Source organism: Erwinia sp. 2186 (genome assembly GCF_057812255.1).
Genome location: NZ_CM173824.1, coordinates 4,140,184 through 4,160,441 on the forward strand (window position 1 = coordinate 4,140,184; position 20,258 = coordinate 4,160,441).

Here is a 20,258-nt window from a genome sequence, read left to right on the forward strand (position 1 = left end):
ATCAGGCCTCCTTGCCCGTGGCAGGCACAAAGCCCAGCTTGATGTTTTGCCAGACCGCCAGAGAGGCCTCATCGAAACTGGCTGCACGGCTGAAGGTGACTGCCATCAGGTGGGTTTCCAACATCACCACCAGCAGCTTTTGCATCACCACCACGCCATGATTTTCAAAATGCATACTCACTTCACGTGCAGGGATCCCGCCAAACGTCGTGTCTTCTACGGCGTCTGCAGCAAACTTTTTCATGTCGCGTTTAACTTTGGCTAACTGCTGCTGCAGATAGGCTTCTTCCTCACCCGCCTTCACTTCCCAGGCCCGGGTGACCACCAGCGAAGCCCCGATCTTTGGCAGTTTTAGCAAAGTGATGCTTTGTTCCTGCACGGCTTCCGGAAGTGGAAGCATTCCTTCGGTGAGGTGATAACTGACTGGCTGACTCATTTGCTGCTCCCTTTATTCTGAAAGGCTTCCATAACGTCATTTTTGATTTCATCCGGAGTTGGCGAGGGCTGAGCCGCCGTGCCCGGCACATTAATATTGAGGTCGAGCGTCCCGCCGGTATTGATTTCAGCCTGCCCGCTGGCATTGATTTGGAACTGTTTGCACTGCAAGGATATGGTGCCGTTCGGCATAAGCGTCAGCATGCTGTCACCCGATACCAGACTGATACCTTCCCCGGAGGCCAGCACCATTCCTCCCTGCACCTTCAGCACGTAATCGCTGCCGACCAGCTCACTGCGCGTCCACTGTGTTTTCTGATCGTAAGTCCCGGACACGGTGCTGCTGAGCGCTTTTTCCACGCTGATGGTCTGATTGCCACCGACGGTTTGCGTTTCATCCGCCTTCACATGGGTATCCATGTTCTTCTGCGCCTGGATCCACACCTGCTCTTCCCCGGCCTTATCTTCAAAGCGCAGGGCGTTGGCGTTGTCCGGCGAACCGTCTTTGGAGCGGCTGAGGAAGCCCATCTGGGTGGCGGCTGCCGGCAGTGCCCACGGCGGCATGCTCGCTTCGTTGTAGACCCGGCCGGTGACGATCGGCCGGTCCGGATCGCCGTTGATAAAGTCGATCACCACCTCGTCGTTGACGCGCGGGATCTGCACGCCACCGAAGCCCTGCCCCGCCCAGGCGCTGGAGACGCGCACCCAGCAGGAGCTGGTGTCGTCGCCTTTTGCCAGCCGGTCCCAGTGAAATTTCACCTTGATGCGGCCGTATTTGTCGGTCCAGATCGATTCGCCTTTCGGCCCCACCACCTTCGCCGTCTGCGGGCCGTGGGTGCGCGGCCATTCTGCCGTCGGCTGCGGCCGGAAGGTGACGTCGGACGGGATCACCACGATATCCACCTTGTGGATGGTGCTGCCGCTGTTGCTGCTGGCGTAGCTGTTCTCTTCGAAATCGTAAACGGCCTTAATCGTCAGGTATTCGCCGTTATCGCTGAAGAACGGCGCGTTCAGCAGGGTGAAGGTGTTGCCCGGCGCCAGCCCCAGCGCGGTGCCGGAGGCGGTGACCTGCTGGTGCTGGGCCTGCCACACTTCCTGGCGGATTCTGGCGTAAAACTCGCCGTGGTCGTGGTCGATAAAATGCCCCGGCCAGTCGTAGACGTCGATTTGACCCGGCGACGGTGAGGCCGGATTCTGGCGGGCCTGGAACATCCACGCGTTGGGCTTGCGGAAGTCGTAGTCATCGATGCTGTACAGCCCCGGCGTCACCTGGTCTTCCAGGCTCCACAGGCTGATGCCCTCTTCGCTGGTCGAGCCGCCGGACGGGGTGACGTGGTACGGAATGGTTTCATAGCCGCTGAACGGCTGATGCTGCTGCGCGCTGTCCATCAGCACCATGGTGTGTTTATCCGCCTCATGGCGGAAGTAGTAGTAAATTCCTTCCAGCTCCATCAGGCGGCTGATGAAGTTAAAGCTGCTTTCCTGATACTGCACGCAGTATTCCCACACGCGGTAGTTGCCGGTGAGCTTGTCTTCTACCGTCACGTTGTATTCGGAAAGCAGCGTTTTAATGATTTGCGTTACCGTCTGGCTCTGGAAGATGCGCAGGTTTCTGTCGCGCTTCAGGGGCCAGAGGTCCGGCTCCATCACCAGGCTGTAAACCGCATAGCGCGTGCCGCTCAGCTCGGTGCTGCTGACCGACACTTTGGTGATTTTCCCGTTCAGGTAACGGGTTGCCATCAGGTTCTGGGTGGGGATGGACACGGTCATGGGCTGCCCCAGCAGGGCCTTACGCTCAATGCGGGCATCGGTGCTCAGGAGCTGGACGGTGATTTCAAACGCGCTGGAAAGTGCCTCCGTGCCGTTCAGTTTCCAGAACAGCAGGCCGTCCATCGGCAGTTGAACTGTAATGCGATCAAGCATGATGATTTCCCTGAAAGACTGCGCCCGGCCGGTGATGGGCCGGGCTGAATGAAGAAGAGGGGTAATGCAGAGAGAACCGTACCTTCAGGAGGACGTTGCGATTAAATAGGGCAGAAGAGAAAATTGATTGAATGATACTGAGCACTTCACGTCATCAACAGTGAGTCTCGAAAAATCAAGAACGGGTCACGAAGCCACACGCTTTTACTGGCCTGTTTTCACGTTGATATTAATTGTTGAAAGGACTAGTTCGAGACAGCGTTTGTTAGCTTCATAATTGTATTCTTTATGATTAATATTTTTGCCCACCAATTCGATGTAAACCCACAAATCGGCATGGCTAAGTATAAACATTTGATAAAATGCGCGCATATTCTCAGTGGCGCTGAACACGTCGCCAATACAGGTATATACGTCTTGATCCAGATTATCATTGAAATTATTAATGATGCGCTGGACTTTTTTAACCGTAAGCGTCACAGAATTTTCATTATGATAGAACCGTTCAACAGATTTATTAAATACTTGTTCCGGTGAATGATGCAAAGGCTTGGAGTAAAAATAAATATTTATTACGCCATAGTTAATACCTTTAATCGTATGCTCTACAAGCAATCGGTTATCGGCAACGTTCTTAGCCCTCCAGGAGGCAGGAACTTTAAATGAGCTGTCAGCATTAAGATTAATAGTCGTCAGCAATTCTGCTGTGCCCAGATGACTACGATGAAGAAGATCCCAATTGACCACAACGGTATAGATATCATCAGCCAACGCGGGGTAATCCCCCGAAGCGCAGGAAGCTTTCAGAAGAAAGTAATTACCACCAGCGCTCTTAGGGTTGTAGTCTTTTTGCACAGTGTAACGGGAGATCACTTCTTCACCCGAAGGTTGCGTTTTGGTTGTTAACACATCAGCGAATTTCCCACTGCCAGAGGGATTATCGAGTATGCGTTGATGAAGAATTTTCTCTCCCATCAACGATAGCTTATTAAACAACCAATCAGAGGCATTCATTTCCCACGGGCAATGCTCATATGCAGCCCATATCTCAAGATAAGGTGACTTATCTGGCGAGACATAGCGACCGATATTGGTTAAGCCGACGTCATGAAAATCAATAGGATCGAGTTCGGCTGGCTTAACCTTCTGTGGCAATATCACCCAATAATGCAGCATCTCCTGTTTAGCAGAAGTATAAAGGCATTTCCAGAAATACTGCTGCACCTGCTCATTTGTAAATGCTGAGGTCAGCGGGAAGTCATAACTGCGATCAATGTTCATAAAAACCCTCTGTCCAGGCGGTTATGCCAACCAAATACCATAAAATATTAATACGCTGCCGAATGAAATCAGGCATTTTGCTAACAAGATAAGTGATGACCCATAACGATTAGAAATAGAAGCTATCTCTTGATAATGTTCTTTATTATGGTCACGGTGAAATGCAATTATCCTTGAAAAAATAGCACAAATCATAACCACAAGAAATTTCGTTCCTAAAATCATAATAAACGACAGGAAAAGTGTAACGGTTAAATATTTAGCTGTAGTTACTGAAATAACAGGAACTACAGTTGCAAAAAACTTGAAAATAAACCCAAATATAAATACACCTAAAATAACCGCTAAAAACTTGAGACCAAATGAAATCCACTCTTTCTTATTGAAAGTATCCTTTCCATTCCAAAGGTAACATAATGCCAGCATTAAAAAAAACAAGAACCCAATCCAGTTCATCATTAAAAGCCTCTAAAAATTCAATCGCCAATCAACACAATAACACAACCTGTTAAAATCACCCCATCACCATCAGACGGTTTAATCTCGCCATCATCTCCATAAAGTAATTTAAGTATAGGTTTAGCTGAAATTTTAACATTAACATCGCCTTTAAGCCCTAAAATTATAGCTAACTCCCCAGCAATCTTTAGATTACCTGAGTAATCAGTCTCATCTATATAAGCAGTCAATCCTGCTGAAACCCCAGCTCCACCAATAGGGGCTCCGAACTTAGCTTCGGCGACAATAAAACTATATATATCAATGTTTACAATTGCTTCAGGTTTTAGTAACGCCGCTTCGCTTCCCCCCTCCACACTAAATCCATAGCGCCCCTTATTACCATAATAAAGTTCACCAATAGCTTTAGATTCGACCGTTGCTATGCTTACGTCACCTGACACACCACCATAGAGGGACCCCTGACTCCCCAAGCCTGCGGTACCACCATATTGTACCGCAGTAGCAGTACCACTCCCGTTCACTCCAAATATTCCGGAGTCACCACCATATAGTGAACTATTGAGATTCGCTACGGCCAATTTATTACGATTTTCAAACTTAAATAAATCATCACTTTTCATATTACCAACGGTGAGGTCTAAAAGTGAAAACCCAGCCGATGCACTATCATAATTACCATCACCGGTTTTATCCTCGCTATTGTCATAGGCACCCAGTACTCGGAGATCAAACTTTTCTCCATGTAACATGCCATCGTCACCCGCTTTTTCAGCTAATGAGCCTCCCCAGTAGATATTTGGAGCTACTGCCGGTGCCCCCGACGTATTACACTGAGTTTTATCCCCCAATCTAGCAAGAGGTAGCCCATTTACCAGAACGCTTGCAGAGCCGCCGACAATAATGCCACTACCATGCTGAGAGCAGCCTACTGGGTCACCCTTTCTGGCTGCGGGGAAGCCCCCAATAAGCACATTGGGGCTGCCGGACTGAATTTGACCGGTATGAGCACACTGATCAATAGTTGCTCTGGCGGCTGGTTTTCCCATAAAATTATCATCCTTCCCTATGCCATTAGCTGTTCACTTTAATCAGAGCACCTTTAATATCGGTGATATTTACGCCAGTGATACTCACAGTATCATTAGCTTTTAATTCCGCATCCGTTCCACCACCAAGCGAGGTAAAATTGGTCCCTTTAAAGAGCGCTTCATCCTCGCTCTGAGCCAGGATACTTCCCTCTGTCACCTGAATTTCAATCGCTGCCGGGGAAATCAAAATATAATTATCATTCACTTTTAATTTAATGCTGGTCGCGGCTTCAAGAAGTACATTACCTTCCTTATCCATGGTCAGAACGCTCTGACTTTCACCAACGTTGATAATATGTTTCTCACCTGTCTTGTGTGCCGCATTTACACCAACGTCGACATTTGAATGACGTTTAATAGTGACGTTCTCATCGCGCCCAATCGTTTTCTTACGATCGACACCGACTTCATGTGTTTCACAATTCTCAACCTCTGTGTCCATGTTCTTTTCAGCATGGACCCAGATTTGCTCATGTCCTGATTTATCTTCAAAACGGAATGCATTGGCGTTGTCTTTATGCCCATCCTTACTGCGGCTATAAAACCCCATCTGAGTTGCTGATGCTGGCAATTCCCAGGGTGGCATACTGGCCTGGTTATATACGCGCCCCGTTACGATCGGCCTGTCCGGATCGCCATTAATGAAGTCAATCACCACCTCATCACCTACACGCGGGATTTGCATACTGCCAAACCCCTGACCCGCCCAGGCGCTGGAGACGCGCACCCAGCAGGAGCTGGTGTCGTCGCCTTTAGCCAGCCGGTCCCAGTGAAACTTCACCTTGATGCGGCCGTATTTGTCGGTCCAGATCGATTCGCCTTTCGGCCCCACCACCTTCGCCGTCTGCGGGCCGTGGGTGCGCGGCCATTCTGCCGTCGGCTGCGGCCGGAAGGTGACGTCAGACGGGATCACCACGATATCCACCTTGTGAATGGTGCTGCCGCTGTTGCTGCTGGCGTAGCTGTTCTCTTCGAAATCGTAAACGGCCTTAATCGTCAGGTATTCGCCGTTATCGCTGAAGAACGGCGCGTTCAGCAGGGTGAAGGTGTTGCCCGGCGCCAGCCCCAGCGCGGTGCCGGAGGCGGTGACCTGCTGGTGCTGGGCCTGCCACACTTCCTGGCGGATTCTGGCGTAAAACTCGCCGTGGTCGTGGTCGATAAAATGTCCCGGCCAGTCGTAGACGTCGATTTGACCCGGCGACGGTGAGGCCGGATTCTGCCGCGCCTGGAACATCCACGCGTTGGGCTTGCGGAAGTCGTAGTCATCGATGCTGTACAGCCCCGGCGTCACCTGGTCTTCCAGGCTCCACAGGCTGATGCCCTCTTCGCTGGTCGAGCCGCCGGACGGGGTGACGTGGTACGGAATGGTTTCGTAGCCGCTGAACGGCTGATGCTGCTGCGCGCTGTCCATCAGCACCATGGTGTGTTTATCCGCCTCATGGCGGAAGTAGTAGTAAATTCCTTCCAGCTCCATCAGGCGGCTGATGAAGTTAAAGCTGCTTTCCTGATACTGCACGCAGTATTCCCACACGCGGTAGTTGCCGGTGAGCTTGTCTTCTACCGTCACGTTGTATTCGGAAAGCAGCGTTTTGATGATTTGTGTTACCGTCTGGCTCTGGAAGATGCGCAGGTTTCTGTCGCGCTTCAGGGGCCACAGGTCCGGCTCCATCACCAGGCTGTAAACCGCATAGCGCGTGCCGCTCAGCTCGGTGCTGCTGACCGACACTTTAGTGATTTTCCCGTTCAGGTAACGGGTGGCCATCAGGTTCTGGGTGGGGATGGACACGGTCATGGGCTGCCCCAGCAGGGCCTTACGCTCAATGCGGGCGTCGGTGCTCAGGAGCTGGACGGTGATTTCAAACGCGCTGGAAAGCGCCTCCGTGCCGTTCAGTTTCCAGAACAGGAGGCCTTCCATCGGCAGTTGAACTGTAATGCGATCAAGCATGATGATTTCCCTGAAAGACTGCGCCCGGCCGGCAGTTGCGCCGGGCTGAAGAGAGGTGATTAACTTTGCGGATTCAGCAGCCACACGCCTTCACGATCGACGGTGATGCTCTGGTCGCGGGTCTGGCCGTTATTGCTGATGCTGAAGCGGTAGTCGCCCGGCGGCAGTTGCAGCATGGCAAAGCCGTTTGGAGACGGCACTAACGCCTGCGGATTGCCGTTCATGGCGACCTGGTCACCCGGCAGCAGCTTGATATAGACCTGCGCAACCGGGGCTGGCGGTGGCGGCGCAACGGCTGGGGTCGCCTGTTCGGCACCGGTCTGGGTTTCCGAACCGGCCGGAGTCGCCGACGGATTTGCGCGGGCGGTTTCCGTTGGCTGCGATGCCGATGCTGGTGCGGTTGTCGATGCTGGCGCAGTTGCCGCGCTCTCTGGCTGGCTGTTGCTGCCGCCTCCGGCAATCAATGCCCCCACGCCGATGCCCACCAGCACGCCCGCGGCAATCAATCCCGGAACCATAAAGCGTTTCAGCGGAGAAACGGGCGTCGCCGCCACCTCTTCTTCTGGCTCGACTGCCACCAGCATGGTGCCCGGCCCGCTGACTTTCACTTCGTGGATCTCGTTGATGTCGGTCGGGGTGAACTCCATCAGCGCGGCAAACTCATCGACGGTTTGTGGGCGATCTTCTGGCTGCAAGGCCAGCGCCCGATCGATGGCATTCAGCAGCGCCAGCGAGTAGCCAAACGGCTGACGCTGCATCAGCGGCTGGTAGTTATCTTCAATGCTGCGCACCACGCTGACCGGCGGCGGCGATCCCACAATCAGCGTGTGCAGCACCGCGCCCAACGCATAGATATCGGTCCAGGTGCCCTGCTCGCTCTCGTTATCGTCGCTGTATTGCTCGATAGGGGCGAAGCCCGGCTTGAGCATGGTTTCGGTCTCATCGGACAGGTTGCCGATGGCCTTTCGCGCCGAGCCAAAGTCCAGCAGCACCGGCACGCCGTTCTCCTGGATCTGGATATTATCCAGCGAGATATCGCGGTGCAGATACCCTTCGTGATGGATGGTGTTGATCGCGCCAAACAGAGGCGGCAGCGCGGTGCGGATCCAGGCTTCGCTAATCATCTCCGGACGTTGCTGATGCAGCTGAGAAAGCGTGGTGCCGGTATAGAACGCGGTGCCCATATAGGCGGTATCGTTCTGTACCCAGAAACGCAGCACGTGCAGCAGGTTCGGGTGATTGAAGCGGGCCAGGAGGCGCGCCTCCTGAATAAAGCTGTTCAGCCCGGCGTGGAAGGTTTTGCTGAAGCGTTCGCTACGCAGCACCAGCGTCAGGTCATCATTGCGTACGGCCAGCGAGGCCGGCATAAACTCCTTGATGGCAATCGTCCGCTCCAGCTGATGGTCCCAGGCGCGGTAGACAATGCCAAAGCCGCCACCGCCAATCACTTCCTTGATTTCAAACTCGTTAAAGCGGTAGCCCACCGGTAAGGCATTCGGGACTGCGCGCGGATTATCGTGTTCTGACATATTGGACAACTCTCTGATAGTGACAGGCCTTAAGCCTCAAACTGACACTGGAATTCGCCCTGCTGTAAGGTCACACGCAGGCGGCGATACTGTTCATCCCGTGCGCTGGCGGTGAGCAACATCTGGCTCATCTGCGGCAACAGGGTATTGGTTAGGATGGCGTCAACCATGCGACCACCGGATTCCACCTCGGTGCAGCGCTGCACAATCTGGGCAATCACGCTGTCGTCCACCTCGGAAACAATGCCGTGGTTCTGCTCCAGGCGACGCTGGATGCGCTTCAGCTGCAGGCGAACAATGCTGGCCAGCATTTCGTCGCTGAGCGGGTAATACGGCACCACCAGCAGACGGCCCAACAGCGCGGGCGGGAAGACCTCGAGCAGCGGAGGACGCAGCGCAGCGGCCAGCGCATCGGGATCCGGCATCAGTTCAGGATCGGCGCACATCGCGCTAATCAGCTGGGTGCCGACGTTGGAGGTCAAAATGATGATGGTGTTGCGGAAGTCGATATGACGTCCTTCACCGTCTTCCATCCAGCCTTTGTCGAACACCTGGAAGAAGATTTCGTGCACGTCCGGGTGCGCTTTTTCGATCTCGTCGAGCAGCACCACGCTGTAAGGCCGACGGCGGACGGCTTCGGTTAACACGCCGCCTTCGCCATAGCCGACATAGCCCGGCGGCGCCCCTTTCAGGGTTGAGACGGTATGCGCTTCCTGGAATTCACTCATATTGATGGTGATGATGTTCTGCTCGCCGCCGTACAGCGTCTCGGCCAGGGCCAGTGCGGTTTCGGTTTTACCGACGCCCGACGGGCCGCAGAGCATAAACACGCCGACCGGCTTGTTGGGATCGTCGAGTCTGGCACGCGACGTCCGCACCCGCTTGGCAATCAGATCCAGGCCGTGACGCTGACCAATCACCCGCTCGTTCAGCGTATCTGCCAGCTTCAGCACCGCATCGATCTCGTTTTTTACCATGCGGCCCAGCGGGATGCCGGTCCAGTCGGAAACCACTGCCGCAACCACGTTGGCATCCACGGCGGCAAACAGCAGCGGCGATTCGCCCTGCAGATCCTTTAACTGCTGCTGACGTTCTTTCAGCGTGGCATGCAGTTCAGCCACATCTTCGGCACTGTCCTGATGCAGCTGGGCACGCAGGGCGATGATGCCATCGACCAGCTCACGCTCGGCCTGCCAGCGGGCGGTTAGTGCTTCAGCCTGCGCGGCAAGTTCGGCCAGCTGTTCGCTTAATGCCTCAACGCGCGTGCTGTCGCCAATGCCGACTTTCAGCTCGCGTCCGGCAATCTCTTTTTCGATTTCCAGCGCGTGGATTCGGTGCAGGCAGTCTTCCAGCTGCGGCGGCTGAGCGCTCTGGCTGACGGCGACGCGGGCGCAGGCGGTATCCAGCAGCGCCACGGCTTTATCCGGCAACTGACGCGCAGGAATATAGCGGTGCGACAGTCTCACCGCCGCGGCCACTGCTTCGTCCAGCAGCAGGACGCGGTGATGCTTTTCCAGTGGGCTGACGGTGCTGCGCAACATCAGCAGCGCCTTCTCTTCATCCGGCTCCTGCACCTGCACGGTCTGGAAACGGCGGGTCAGCGCCGGATCTTTCTCGATGTATTTTTTGTATTCGGCCCAGGTGGTGGCACCAATGGTGCGAAGCTGACCGCGTGCCAGCGCCGGTTTCAGCAGGTTAGCCGCATCACCGGTTCCCTGCTGTCCGCCCGCGCCGACCAGCGTGTGGATCTCGTCGATAAACAGCACGATCGGCGTTGGGCTCGACTGCACCTCGTTGATCAAAGCCTGCAGACGCGCTTCAAACTCGCCCTTCATGCCGGCACCGGCTTGCAGCATGCCGATATCCAGCAGCCACAGCTGCACGTCCTGCAACGGTTGCGGCACGTCGCCTGCGGCAATGCGCAGCGCCAGCCCTTCCACCACCGCGGTTTTACCGACCCCGGCTTCCCCGGTCAGTAGCGGGTTGTTCTGGCGACGACGCATCAGGATGTCGACCATCTGGCGGATCTCTTCATCACGCCCGGCCACCGGGTCAATCTTGCCTTCGCGCGCCCGCGCGGTCAGGTCCTGGGCATATTGCGCCAGCGTGCCCTGCTGCTGAGGAACCGCACCGGCATCAACCGGCGCGGCGCTCACCTGCTGTTCCTCTTTGCTGTTGGCAAACACGGTGTCGAACTGTTCCAGCAGCGCGTCGACGCTGATGCGACCAAACTGCGGCGAGATGCCCTTCAGCAAATTGGCAAGGTTGAAGGTTTTCAGCATGCCGATCAGCAGATGGCCGCCACGAATTTTCTGCACGCCGAATTTCAGGGAACCGTAAACCCAGGCGCGCTCGACGGCGCTGTCGATATGTTCCGACAGATCGGCGACGGCGCTGGCCCCGCGCGGCAGGCGATCCAACGCCGCCACGATATCCCGCGTCAGCGCCTCTTCATCCAGCGAGAAATGGCGGATCGCCTGTTGCAGATCGCCCTCCTGATGCTGCATCAACTGATGAAGCCAGTGCACCAGTTCAACATAAGGATTGCCGCGCAGTTTGCAGAACGCGGTCGCACTTTCCAGAGAGGTGAATAACAGCTTGTCCAGTTTGCCGAACAGTACGGCGCGGCTGATTTCTGACATAGTTTTTCTCAGTAGTTGAAGGCGGTGATAAGCGGGATGACGACAGAATGACGTCCTTAAATCCCAGGGGTTTCAGTCGGTTCAGGGCTGAAGGTCAGATCGTTACGCGGCTGCGGATTTTCAGGGCAACCCAGCCAGCCGTTGTAGCCCAGCTGAGCCGGGCCGCCGAGGCTGACGCCCTGCACGTCTTCCGCCGCCAGGATCAGCCGCAGGTCCCAGACGTATTCGATGCCCAGATACTGCCGAACCCAGTCGCGCAGCTGTTGTGCCCAGGGTGTGCCGGGCAAAAACCGGTTGTAATTTGCCAGGCTCAGCGGCCCCAGTTCGATGCGAAATTTATGCTGCACATCGCGCACCGCGACGCCGAGAAAGGCGGACTGGCCCAGTGTCGGCATCCGCCGTCCGGCACCCAGCTGCGCGCGCTCGCGGCGATCGATCGGCTGCCAGTGCGGCACGTTTTCCACCAGCGTGACCGGCACCTTGAAATAGTGGCTGAGGATTTTTTGCAATCCTTCGGCATCGCGGCCGTTGCGGGTTAAGTGCCCGGCCACCGTATAGCGCGCATGTTCGCTGAGGCTGCCTTTTTCCAGCTGGCCGGGCTGGCCCATGCCAATCAGGCTGGCCAGATAGCGTTCAAAGTGATGGGCATCCTCGCGATCCAGCGACACCGTCGGCTGCGCATCGGCCCAGGCGCGATAAAACAGCAGCGTCAGGCGATGATGGAACAGATCCGCAAAGGCGCTCAGGCTGTGATCCTGATGATGGTAGATGCGCTCGCGAGCATATTCGGTCAGGTGAACCGGCAGCGGGCCGTTGGGGCCGAACAGGCCGAAGCTGAGGATCGAAACATCGTGCAGCGGGCTGTTCTCACGCGCGCTGGCGCTGGCGAGCGTCGAGGGTGCGAAGGCCAGCGAAGGCGTCTGACCAATACGCAGCGGCTCGTGGCGAGGCAGCGGCGCCCGTCCCAGCGGATAGCGTTCTCCGCCCTGCGCATCCAGCCGCCGCAGCAGCTGGAACAGATCGTAGCGCCAGGGTGCCAGCGTCACGCCTTGCCAGAAATGTTCCGGCAGCCGCTGGATTTTGCGGAATCGTAACGTCGATGGTGCCGTCGCATCACTCATATCAGCGCCCTTTTGCCCATCCTCGGCGACCAGTAACCCACTTCACCGCGCTGCTGACTGATCAGCGTCACTTCGGTAAAGCTGTTCATCGCCACCAGCCGCGAAAAGACCCGCTCCAGCACGCTGCCCAGTAACCACGGGCTTGAACCGGAGAACGCCTGTTCATCCACGCTCAGTTCGATGCCCACACCCCGCGCGAAGACGATCGGGCCGGGTTCCGGCACCCGGCGATACACCGGCTTTAACTGACAGTGGCGGATGCCTTCGATCTGCCTCGCCACCGGCGCTTCCGCCAGATTGGCATACAGCCCCAGCAGCTGACGCAGCGCGGCAGCGCCCTGACCCTCATCGCTGTCCATCAGGCTGAGGTAGTTCATTTGCAGATGGCTGATCAAGCGCCAGGTCGTCAGCCCTTCGGCCAGCGCCGGACGCGGTGGCGTTGGGCCTTTCTTCAGCGTTAACTGACCGACCGGAATCGAGTCCGGCATCAGGAAGTTGCCCTGATCCTGTTGCAGCAGCATCAGCGGCAGATCGCGGCTGGTGCACAGCACGTCGGCGGTCAGATGGCGCAGATCATCGCTCCACGGGGAATGACGTTCATCCACCAGCGACAGGAAAACTTCCGAGCCGACATAGCCGGTCCGCGTGCCGTAACGCTGCGCGCGTTCAGACAGCGTGCGCTGTTCGCGGCGCAGCGAGAAATAGGCGCCGTAATCCCCGTGGTCCTGACTGAAGGTGCTCCAGAACGGGCGGAAAACCTGTTCGTCCCGGCGCTTATCGCCGGTGGCATACAGCTTCTGAACCGAGTAAATCTCATAATCCAGCGGGCGAATATTGTCGACCACCAGATGATATTCATGCACGCTGTCGCTGATTTTTTGCCGCTCGGCCGTCTTCGGGAACAGGTTGATCACCGGCGTGCAGTGCAACGACAGATGGCTTTTATCGATCACCCTTTCCAGCGCCGCGTCGGCTTTATCCAGCAGCAGCACGATCTCAAACGCCTTCACCTCCGGGCCGCACTTACCGAGAATGCCGCGCAGCTGGCTGATGTTGATGAACTGGAAACGGGCCGGAAAAGCAAAGTACTCCTGCAACAGCCGGTAGCCGTCGAAGTTGCGCAGATCGTCCGGCAGCAAGGCCTGGTCTGGCGAAAATCCTTCCTGGGTCAGCGCCTCATCGTTCATCACCACCCGCTGCGGCTGTGCTTCCACCGTCTGGCAGAAGCTGCCCACCGTGTGCTGCATAATCAATTCGAGCAGCTTTTGCGCCTGAATATCCGGGCCGCTGAGGAAGAACATCAGATCGTCAAAGGTCAGAGTGTTCAGGGTTACGTCGTTGAAACAGGTCAGGCGGATGCGTAGCGCGCTGGCGGCACCGCGCTGGCTGAGGCCCATCGGCCCCAGCGGGATATCCGCCGGCACGCCGCCCAGCTCGACGCTGGTGATGGTCAGCGGTTGCAGCATCACATCGTGGGCGGTGCTGTAACTGCAGGTGACGCCGCTTTTCTTCAGCGTCTGGCTGTCCATCATCGTGCCGCGCGGGACGCGAAAGCCGCCGCTGATGTCGCCTTTCTGGCTGTCCGGATGCAGCTCCGCTATCGCCATCGACGGCGTAGGCGCCAGATAGTTTGGCGCAATCATCTCCAGCATCCGCTGGGAGAAACGCGGGAACTCGGCATCCATTTTTAACTGCACGCGGGAGGTCAGAAAGGCAAAGCCTTCCATCAGCCGCTCGACATACGGATCGGCGACGTCAATCCCGCGCATCCCCAGCCGTCCGGCGACTTTTGGGTAGCGTTCGGCAAACTCCGCCCCCATTTCGCGCAGGTACGCCAGTTCACGGTTGTAATAATCGAGCAGTTTGCTGTCCATGATTACCCTACGTCTTTAAACTCAAAATGGCCGTTTTCCAGGTCGACATCGGTGCGGAACAGGAATTCCAGCGGATAGGGCACGCACCACAGCCGCCCCTTGATTTCAATCGACAACACGTTGTGCAGGTCCAGCGAGGTGGTGTCTGAAATGCAGCGCACCTGCAAACCCACCGGCAATATGCGCGGCTCAAAATGCAGGATCGAGTTGGTGAGCTTGCGCTGCACGTCCTGCCATTCGATGTCGGACATGCGCTGCCCGGAAAGCGGCGCCACGCCATAGTTCAGCACCGAGCGCTTCACCTCGGCGAAGGGCTCCAGGTCCTGCTGCCCTTCGTTATTGATGCTGTTAAACAGCCACTGCAAATCCCGCAGCACATGCCGCCGCAGCGTGGTGTGGGAGATCACCGTGTTGCTGGCGGACTCTTTCAGCTTGTCCGGGGCGTTATCGGTCAGCCGATCCAGCAGTGAAGGCTGCATTTTGTCGCGGGCGTTTAACGCTTCCTGCTTGTTGCGGTGACGGTAGCCACCGCGTAGCAGATCGCTGCCCTGCTGCGGTTGATTCAGGTCGAAGTCATTGCTCATAGCGCCTCGTCGAAGGTCAGCACGTCCAGGCTCAGCAACGGATAGTCCGCTTCGCCGCTCAGCCAGGTTTTCTGCCCCAGTCCGCTAAAGTGCAGACCGGCACCATCCAGCGGCTGCCATTCGGTGACGCTGGCCAGCAGCAGGTTATCAGCGGCTTCAGCGCCAAACGGATAGCGCACCGGGATCTGACACACCTGCTCGCTGCCGTCGGTCAGCCTGACCGAGGTATGACGCCAGACCAGATCGGTCACGCTGGCCGGTGCCTGAAAACGCAGTTCGCTGATGGCGCTGAACGGCAGCCAGGTGTAGCGCCCGTTGACGATCAGCTCGCAGATTGGGCCAAGGCGGCCATCGCCATCAATCAACCAATCGACCGCCTGCGCTGACTCATCCTTCAACTGCTTCAGGCTGCCGGGATTGATTTCAGCCGCCTCGAACGCCGCCGCACGCAGCTCGTCAGCCAACAGGTTTTTGCCCGCCGCATCGGCCCGCAGCGCGCTTAATAATCCTTCGGACCAGTTAAAGGCGTCGCCAGGCATCATCGGCGAGGCCTCGCCGGCAAACACCGCCGCGCGCTGCACTTCTCCCGCCACCGCCTGCTCCAGCAGCGTCACCGTCGGTTTGGCCTGTGGCTTCAACGCCGCCCAGGATTTCATCTGGGTGGTGGCGCGCGTCCAGTTTCCGGCCAGGCACAGCAACTGCACGAAGGCCGCGCGCAAATCGGCATCCGCCGGGTTGGCTTTAATTTTGCCTTCGACGCGCGCCAGCGTTTCCGCAAGCGAGGCGCCGGACATCAGGGTGCTGAGGGAGTACATAAGCTTTCCTTTGACGTGCAGTGAACTAGTTGAGGGTGCGGAATGAACCGGCTGCCGGGTCTTTAAGCTGCGGATGGAGCGCCTGCACCAGCTTGATGGTCAGCGTGCTTTTATCCGCCAGGTAAGGGGACCAGACTTTACGTACCTCAGCGAGGCGCGCCTTCACATCGCTTTCGTCGCTGGCCTGTGCGGCGGTAATTTCCACCACCACCGTGCCATCCGTTTTCCAGCCGTTAACCGCCGGGTCGAACGGCACCACCATCCAGCTCTGCGGCGACTTCTCATCGCTGAGGACCATGCGTTGGTTATTTACGGTGGTGATTTGCAGATCCTGGCTGAGCGCTTTGCTGGTCAGTCCGGCCACCGGGAAGCCTTGCAGGAAGGTCATGCGCACGTTTTTGCTGGCCCCTTTGCCCAGCTGAGCAATCTGGCTTTCGCCGCTCAGCCAGCCATCGCTGCCACAGCTGACGCCGCCTTTGGCAGGCACAAACAGGGCGCTGGTCTGGTTGCCGCTACGGAAATAGGTGCGGAAGTGGCAACCGTCGAGCAGGCTGAACTGCACCCACGGCGTGGTATCGGCCGGCGGGGAAAGATCGGCCGCCGCTGGCGTGGCTGCCGGTGCGGTTTCGGCTGCCGGAGGTGCCGCTGGAGGCGTCACCGGGGCGTCAGGTTCCACCTTCACCGCCCAGGACTGGGCTTTGGCGGCGGTGCCTTTTGCCAGCGCACTGCCGTTGCTGTCGGTCATCTGCCAGTGAATGGATTCCATCTTGCCGCACTGATGCTGCAAGACCTTGCCGACGCGCGGCAGGAAATCGTTCAGCACGTCCGGATCCTTTTTGCCTTTTGCCACGATGCGCAGCGGAAGCTCACGCGTACACCAGTCGGCCGCATTTTTGCTTTTAACGTTATCGATCCAGATATCCAGTTTCTGCGAAGGCGAAGAGACCACGAGATAATCCTGCGCCCAGGCGCTGGACGCGATAAACAGGGAGAGCGCGCCTGATAGCCAATATTTCATATAAGTCCTTTAAGGCCGTTAATCACGAAGAGGGAAAAACTGGGCTGCCTGCGACAAGGAGTGCAGCAGCGTGGTGTCTTGTGGATCGCCAACCCAGACCGCCACGGCGCTGTAGTTGTCCTGGCTGGCCTCGGATTGCTGGTCGTTCTTGCGGATCACTTCCTGCATCAGCGTCAGCCACTCGTCCGGGGTGTTCACCATATGCAATGACTGCTGCATATGGTCTGGCGAGAGGGCGTGCCAGAAGCCGTCCGTGCAGAGTAAAAACGCATCGCCATCTTCAATCGGCACCACATCGCTGTAGCTGGCATCCCGCTCTTCATCGCCCATGCCCAGCGCAAAATAGAGCAGATTGCTGTTGATCCCTTCGGTCTGGTGTCCGGCATCTTTCATCTGCTGCACCAGGCTGTGGTCGGTGGTGACGTGATAGAGATAGCCACGGCGAAACAGATACAGGCGGCTGTCACCGGCGTGCGCCCAGTAAGCCAGCTCGAAATCCCGATCGATAAACAGGCTGACCATGGTGGTGCCCATGCGTTTGTAGTCGGTCATGGCTTTCTGCTGCTGGCGGATGGCGCCATTGGCTTCGTTGACGTAGCGGCGGATGCTCTGCGCATCCAGATGCCGATCGCCGTTGAAGCGCTCAAGGATGGTGTTGCGCGCCAGCTCAGCAGCGACATCACCGCCTGGCAATCCCGCGACACCATCGCAGACCACAAAGCAGGCCGACCGCTCACCGATGATCTCACCTGTCTGGTCCTGATTGCTTTCGCGGGCGCCCTGATTCGACATAGAGGCAATGGTGATATTCATCATTCTTCCGATCTGATTTGAGAGTCTTTGTACTGGTTCACTTCCATGTCATAGGCATGCAGAAACGCCTCGCCAAACAGGGTATGGAAGTCGTCTTCGATTTCACCGGCGGTTTCGCCATAGCGTTTGGTGAAGTGTTCCCACAGCGCGGCTTTGCGGCTGCTCGGCAAGGAGATGCGCGAGGTGATCCCTTCCTGTTTTGCTTCCTCTTCCAGCTGCTGAGGATTAAAGGATTGCAGCATCGAAGCGATGATCGCGCGGATCCCGGCGATCATCCCCAACTGGTGCGCCTGCAGATCGACCAGCGCATCGCGCACCGACTGTTTCGGCGGCATAAAGCCCGGCATGCGGCTACCAAACATCTGCATCAGCACCGATTTACCTGACGGCAATAGCTTGAACGGGTTGTTCGCCTCGTCGAGGATCACCGTCATTTCTGCCTTCACGCCGCGCTTGAGGATCGAGCGGGAAGAGAGCAGCGCCACGGTCCCCTGCGAGAACATGCTGAGCATCTGCCCAAGCTCCTGCATGGAATCGCGATCGATGCGCGGCGTCGGTTGCAGATCGTTGAGCCCCATGCCGCCGATTAATGCGTCCAGCAGTTCACCGTCCAGCACCTGGCCACTGGAGGCCGATGACGACGACTGCTGCGAAGCCGTATTGGAGACAGGATCGATGCGCAGACGGCCTTTTGGCGGCGGCGTGGTGTTACGGGCCACCGCCTGCGGCGTGGGCAGCGTGATGCCGCCGTAATCCGGTTGAGCGGCCGTCGGCGGCTGATCAAACAAAGGCGAGTCAGGCTGATTTACGGAAGACTCAGCGAACAGCGGCGAATCGGCCAGATCTGAAGTGGATCCAGCGAACAGCGGCGAATCGCCAGGGCCCGCCGCGGAGTCAGCTGACCGTGACGGCGTTTCGTCGCCATGCCGTGGCGCATCATCAAACAGCGGCGAAGCGTGCTGCTGGTTGGGTTTGTCACCGGCAAACAGATCGAAGTCGCTATCCAGCGCGTGCGGCGCTGGCGGCACGATGGTGTGCTGCGGAGGTTGCTGCGTCGCCGGACGCGGCTGGCTGCCTGACGCATCCATCGGCGTTAGCGGCACGGCATTGCCCATCATCAGGCCCAGCGGATCGTCGCTGTTGGCCTGAGCCGGCACGCCACCGCCGCTGCCACCAAACAGGGCCAGCGGATCCAGCTCATCTTTCCCTTTCCCCGGCTGCTGAGGCTGAGCCGCAGGCTGCTGCATCAGGGTACTTGGCGTGCTGTCATTGAAGATGCTGTCCTGCTTAAACAGGCCATCGTCATCGGTAAACAGGGAATCCGGCGTTTGATCGCGGCGATCGAAGTTCAGGCTGTCCGGCTTGCTGGCAAACTGCGCCAGCGGATCCACCGGATTGCGATCCGGGGCCGGTGCCTCTGCAAAAGGATTCAGGTTGGCCGGCTGTGGCTTGCTGCGATTAGACAGGCTGTCGGAGATGGAAAACTCCTGCGCCAGGCTGTCCCAGATTTCGCTGGGGATGGCAGCGGGCGAGTTCTCTTTTGCAGCAGGCTGCGGTGCTGAAGGCTGCGGCTGTGGATTTACCGTATTCGCTGAGGCGGCCTGCGTGGACACCGGCGGCTGCGCGGCATGTGCAGTTGCAGACGGTGCAGACGCCTGCGGTGCAGTGTTCGGCGGTACAGGTTGCGAAGCAGCGTTGGGAGCCGCCGATGGTGATGATACGTGTTGTGGCGAGGCCTGCGCTGACGCTGGCGCATCGCTAACCACGGCGCGGGAAATCGGCGCGCTCACAATGGGTTGCGCACCCGCACCCAGCTCGCTCACCTGCAGTGCGTAATCATCAATACGGATGATATCGCCATCCTGCAGTTCCACCTGGCGGCCGCGTTGCAGAGGAATATCATTCAGGTGCACCAGGGTGACGGTGCCGCGGTTGGTAATTTGGCACTCGCCATTTGCGCTGACATGCACAATCGCCTGCAGGCGGGAGATTGAGCGGTTCTCATCCGGCAGCACCAGATTATTTTCAGTTCCCCGGCCAATGGTACCGCCCGGCGGCATAAAGTCGCAGCTACCCTGTGGCGGCTGCTGACCCGATTTGGTCGCTATTATCGTAAATCGCATAACGGTTTCCTGCGTTGGATTTAGTCGGCATTCAAGCCTCGCGGCTCTTTAAATAAAAGCGGCGAAGTTTGCAGGCTGAATTAGGGGGAGATGGCAATGAAACTCATGGCGGATGGATATCACCCTCCGCTATGTGAATTCAATAATGTTTCATTGAGGACTTACCATTCATAACTGACTGCATAAATGCGGCGAATCAGCCATAGGGCATTTCTTTAAACTGCGCAATACGCTGTTTATCTAATTTGTTTATACAAATACTGACCATGCCAAGATGCGCACTGCTATCTTCGTCAGCAAGGCTGGCTTCCATTTTGCACTGCCCTTCACGATACTTTAACCAGTTGCGCTGAGTTTCCAGCAGGGTTTGTAATTGAAATTTTACGATGCTGCTATCACTCTTGTATTCTTCTTCGATACGTTTCTTTGCAGCAGAGTACTCTTTATTTAAAACCGCCTCGGTGGCATCTTTATTTCTTACGCTACAACTATCCACTTCCCAACTGATGGTTTTACTGCTGCAATCTTCATCTGCTCGGGCGAATTGAGAAACGGTGAGAGCTGTTACTGAAATTAAAAACAAAGCGGGCTTTTTCATTTAATTC

16 protein-coding genes are annotated in these 20,258 nt (G+C 56.9%); all 16 read right to left on the reverse strand.

What is annotated here, in order from left to right:
- Window position 1 precedes the first annotated feature (1 nt).
- Entirely contained in the window at window positions 2-436 is a 435-nt protein-coding gene (locus tag ACXKZG_RS19310; protein ID WP_488875292.1) for a DcrB-related protein, read from the reverse strand.
- Entirely contained in the window at window positions 433-2,358 is a 1,926-nt protein-coding gene (locus tag ACXKZG_RS19315; protein WP_053140471.1) for a type VI secretion system Vgr family protein, read from the reverse strand. Before ACXKZG_RS19315 ends, ACXKZG_RS19310 begins: the two co-directional genes overlap by 4 nt.
- Window positions 2,359-2,562: 204 nt before the next feature.
- The gene (locus ACXKZG_RS19320) at window positions 2,563-3,639 is read right to left on the reverse strand and encodes a hypothetical protein (RefSeq protein ID WP_488875293.1); all 1,077 of its coding nucleotides are present in this window, start codon (window positions 3,637-3,639) and stop codon (window positions 2,563-2,565) included.
- A 21-nt stretch (window positions 3,640-3,660) separates the two neighbouring features.
- The gene (locus ACXKZG_RS19325) at window positions 3,661-4,098 is read right to left on the reverse strand and encodes a hypothetical protein (RefSeq protein WP_488875294.1); all 438 of its coding nucleotides are present in this window, start codon (window positions 4,096-4,098) and stop codon (window positions 3,661-3,663) included.
- 17 nt (window positions 4,099-4,115) lie between these two features.
- On the reverse strand, window positions 4,116-5,147 hold the full coding sequence (locus tag ACXKZG_RS19330) for a PAAR domain-containing protein (protein ID WP_488875295.1): 1,032 nt from the start codon (window positions 5,145-5,147) through the stop codon (window positions 4,116-4,118).
- A gap of 25 nt (window positions 5,148-5,172) precedes the next feature.
- Window positions 5,173-7,134, reverse strand: coding sequence for a type VI secretion system Vgr family protein (locus ACXKZG_RS19335; protein WP_488875296.1), 1,962 nt, complete (start codon window positions 7,132-7,134; stop codon window positions 5,173-5,175).
- A 59-nt stretch (window positions 7,135-7,193) separates the two neighbouring features.
- Window positions 7,194-8,663, reverse strand: a complete 1,470-nt coding sequence (locus ACXKZG_RS19340) for a serine/threonine protein kinase (RefSeq protein WP_488875297.1) — start codon at window positions 8,661-8,663, stop codon at window positions 7,194-7,196.
- 29 nt (window positions 8,664-8,692) lie between these two features.
- Window positions 8,693-11,305 carry a type VI secretion system ATPase TssH gene (tssH, locus tag ACXKZG_RS19345; RefSeq protein ID WP_488875298.1) on the reverse strand — a complete coding sequence of 871 codons (2,613 nt, stop codon included), beginning with the start codon at window positions 11,303-11,305 and terminating at the stop codon, window positions 8,693-8,695.
- A gap of 56 nt (window positions 11,306-11,361) precedes the next feature.
- A complete protein-coding gene (tssG, locus tag ACXKZG_RS19350; RefSeq protein ID WP_134823402.1) occupies window positions 11,362-12,426 on the reverse strand; it encodes a type VI secretion system baseplate subunit TssG in 1,065 nt (354 codons plus the stop codon).
- A complete protein-coding gene (gene tssF / locus ACXKZG_RS19355) occupies window positions 12,423-14,300 on the reverse strand; it encodes a type VI secretion system baseplate subunit TssF (protein ID WP_338571426.1) in 1,878 nt (625 codons plus the stop codon). Before tssF ends, tssG begins: the two co-directional genes overlap by 4 nt.
- Before the next feature lie 2 nt (window positions 14,301-14,302).
- Entirely contained in the window at window positions 14,303-14,884 is a 582-nt protein-coding gene (gene tssE, locus ACXKZG_RS19360) for a type VI secretion system baseplate subunit TssE (protein WP_053140497.1), read from the reverse strand.
- A complete protein-coding gene (locus ACXKZG_RS19365) occupies window positions 14,881-15,699 on the reverse strand; it encodes a type VI secretion system accessory protein TagJ (RefSeq protein ID WP_488875299.1) in 819 nt (272 codons plus the stop codon). Before ACXKZG_RS19365 ends, tssE begins: the two co-directional genes overlap by 4 nt.
- A 25-nt stretch (window positions 15,700-15,724) precedes the next feature.
- Window positions 15,725-16,717: a hypothetical protein gene (locus ACXKZG_RS19370; protein ID WP_346599891.1), complete on the reverse strand. Its 993-nt coding sequence runs from the start codon at window positions 16,715-16,717 to the stop codon at window positions 15,725-15,727.
- Between the two features lie 18 nt (window positions 16,718-16,735).
- Window positions 16,736-17,530, reverse strand: coding sequence for a PP2C family protein-serine/threonine phosphatase (locus ACXKZG_RS19375; RefSeq protein WP_041692207.1), 795 nt, complete (start codon window positions 17,528-17,530; stop codon window positions 16,736-16,738).
- Complete coding sequence (gene tagH / locus ACXKZG_RS19380) at window positions 17,530-19,653, reverse strand: type VI secretion system-associated FHA domain protein TagH (RefSeq protein WP_488875300.1); 2,124 nt, start codon at window positions 19,651-19,653, stop codon at window positions 17,530-17,532. Before tagH ends, ACXKZG_RS19375 begins: the two co-directional genes overlap by 1 nt.
- A 196-nt stretch (window positions 19,654-19,849) precedes the next feature.
- Complete coding sequence (locus tag ACXKZG_RS19385) at window positions 19,850-20,251, reverse strand: lysozyme inhibitor LprI family protein (protein ID WP_488875301.1); 402 nt, start codon at window positions 20,249-20,251, stop codon at window positions 19,850-19,852.
- Window positions 20,252-20,258 lie beyond the last annotated feature (7 nt).

Bases quoted from the DNA above. Each gene is read 5' to 3' on its own strand.
- ACXKZG_RS19310 (WP_488875292.1), bottom strand. From the start codon at position 436: ATGAGTCAGCCAGTCAGTTATCACCTCACCGAAGGAATGCTTCCACTT.
- ACXKZG_RS19315 (WP_053140471.1), bottom strand. From the start codon at position 2,358: ATGCTTGATCGCATTACAGTTCAACTGCCGATGGACGGCCTGCTGTTC.
- ACXKZG_RS19320 (WP_488875293.1), bottom strand. From the start codon at position 3,639: ATGAACATTGATCGCAGTTATGACTTCCCGCTGACCTCAGCATTTACA.
- ACXKZG_RS19325 (WP_488875294.1), bottom strand. From the start codon at position 4,098: ATGATGAACTGGATTGGGTTCTTGTTTTTTTTAATGCTGGCATTATGT.
- ACXKZG_RS19330 (WP_488875295.1), bottom strand. From the start codon at position 5,147: ATGGGAAAACCAGCCGCCAGAGCAACTATTGATCAGTGTGCTCATACC.
- ACXKZG_RS19335 (WP_488875296.1), bottom strand. From the start codon at position 7,134: ATGCTTGATCGCATTACAGTTCAACTGCCGATGGAAGGCCTCCTGTTC.
- ACXKZG_RS19340 (WP_488875297.1), bottom strand. From the start codon at position 8,663: ATGTCAGAACACGATAATCCGCGCGCAGTCCCGAATGCCTTACCGGTG.
- tssH (WP_488875298.1), bottom strand. From the start codon at position 11,305: ATGTCAGAAATCAGCCGCGCCGTACTGTTCGGCAAACTGGACAAGCTG.
- tssG (WP_134823402.1), bottom strand. From the start codon at position 12,426: ATGAGTGATGCGACGGCACCATCGACGTTACGATTCCGCAAAATCCAG.
- tssF (WP_338571426.1), bottom strand. From the start codon at position 14,300: ATGGACAGCAAACTGCTCGATTATTACAACCGTGAACTGGCGTACCTG.
- tssE (WP_053140497.1), bottom strand. From the start codon at position 14,884: ATGAGCAATGACTTCGACCTGAATCAACCGCAGCAGGGCAGCGATCTG.
- ACXKZG_RS19365 (WP_488875299.1), bottom strand. From the start codon at position 15,699: ATGTACTCCCTCAGCACCCTGATGTCCGGCGCCTCGCTTGCGGAAACG.
- ACXKZG_RS19370 (WP_346599891.1), bottom strand. From the start codon at position 16,717: ATGAAATATTGGCTATCAGGCGCGCTCTCCCTGTTTATCGCGTCCAGC.
- ACXKZG_RS19375 (WP_041692207.1), bottom strand. From the start codon at position 17,530: ATGAATATCACCATTGCCTCTATGTCGAATCAGGGCGCCCGCGAAAGC.
- tagH (WP_488875300.1), bottom strand. From the start codon at position 19,653: ATGCGATTTACGATAATAGCGACCAAATCGGGTCAGCAGCCGCCACAG.
- ACXKZG_RS19385 (WP_488875301.1), bottom strand. From the start codon at position 20,251: ATGAAAAAGCCCGCTTTGTTTTTAATTTCAGTAACAGCTCTCACCGTT.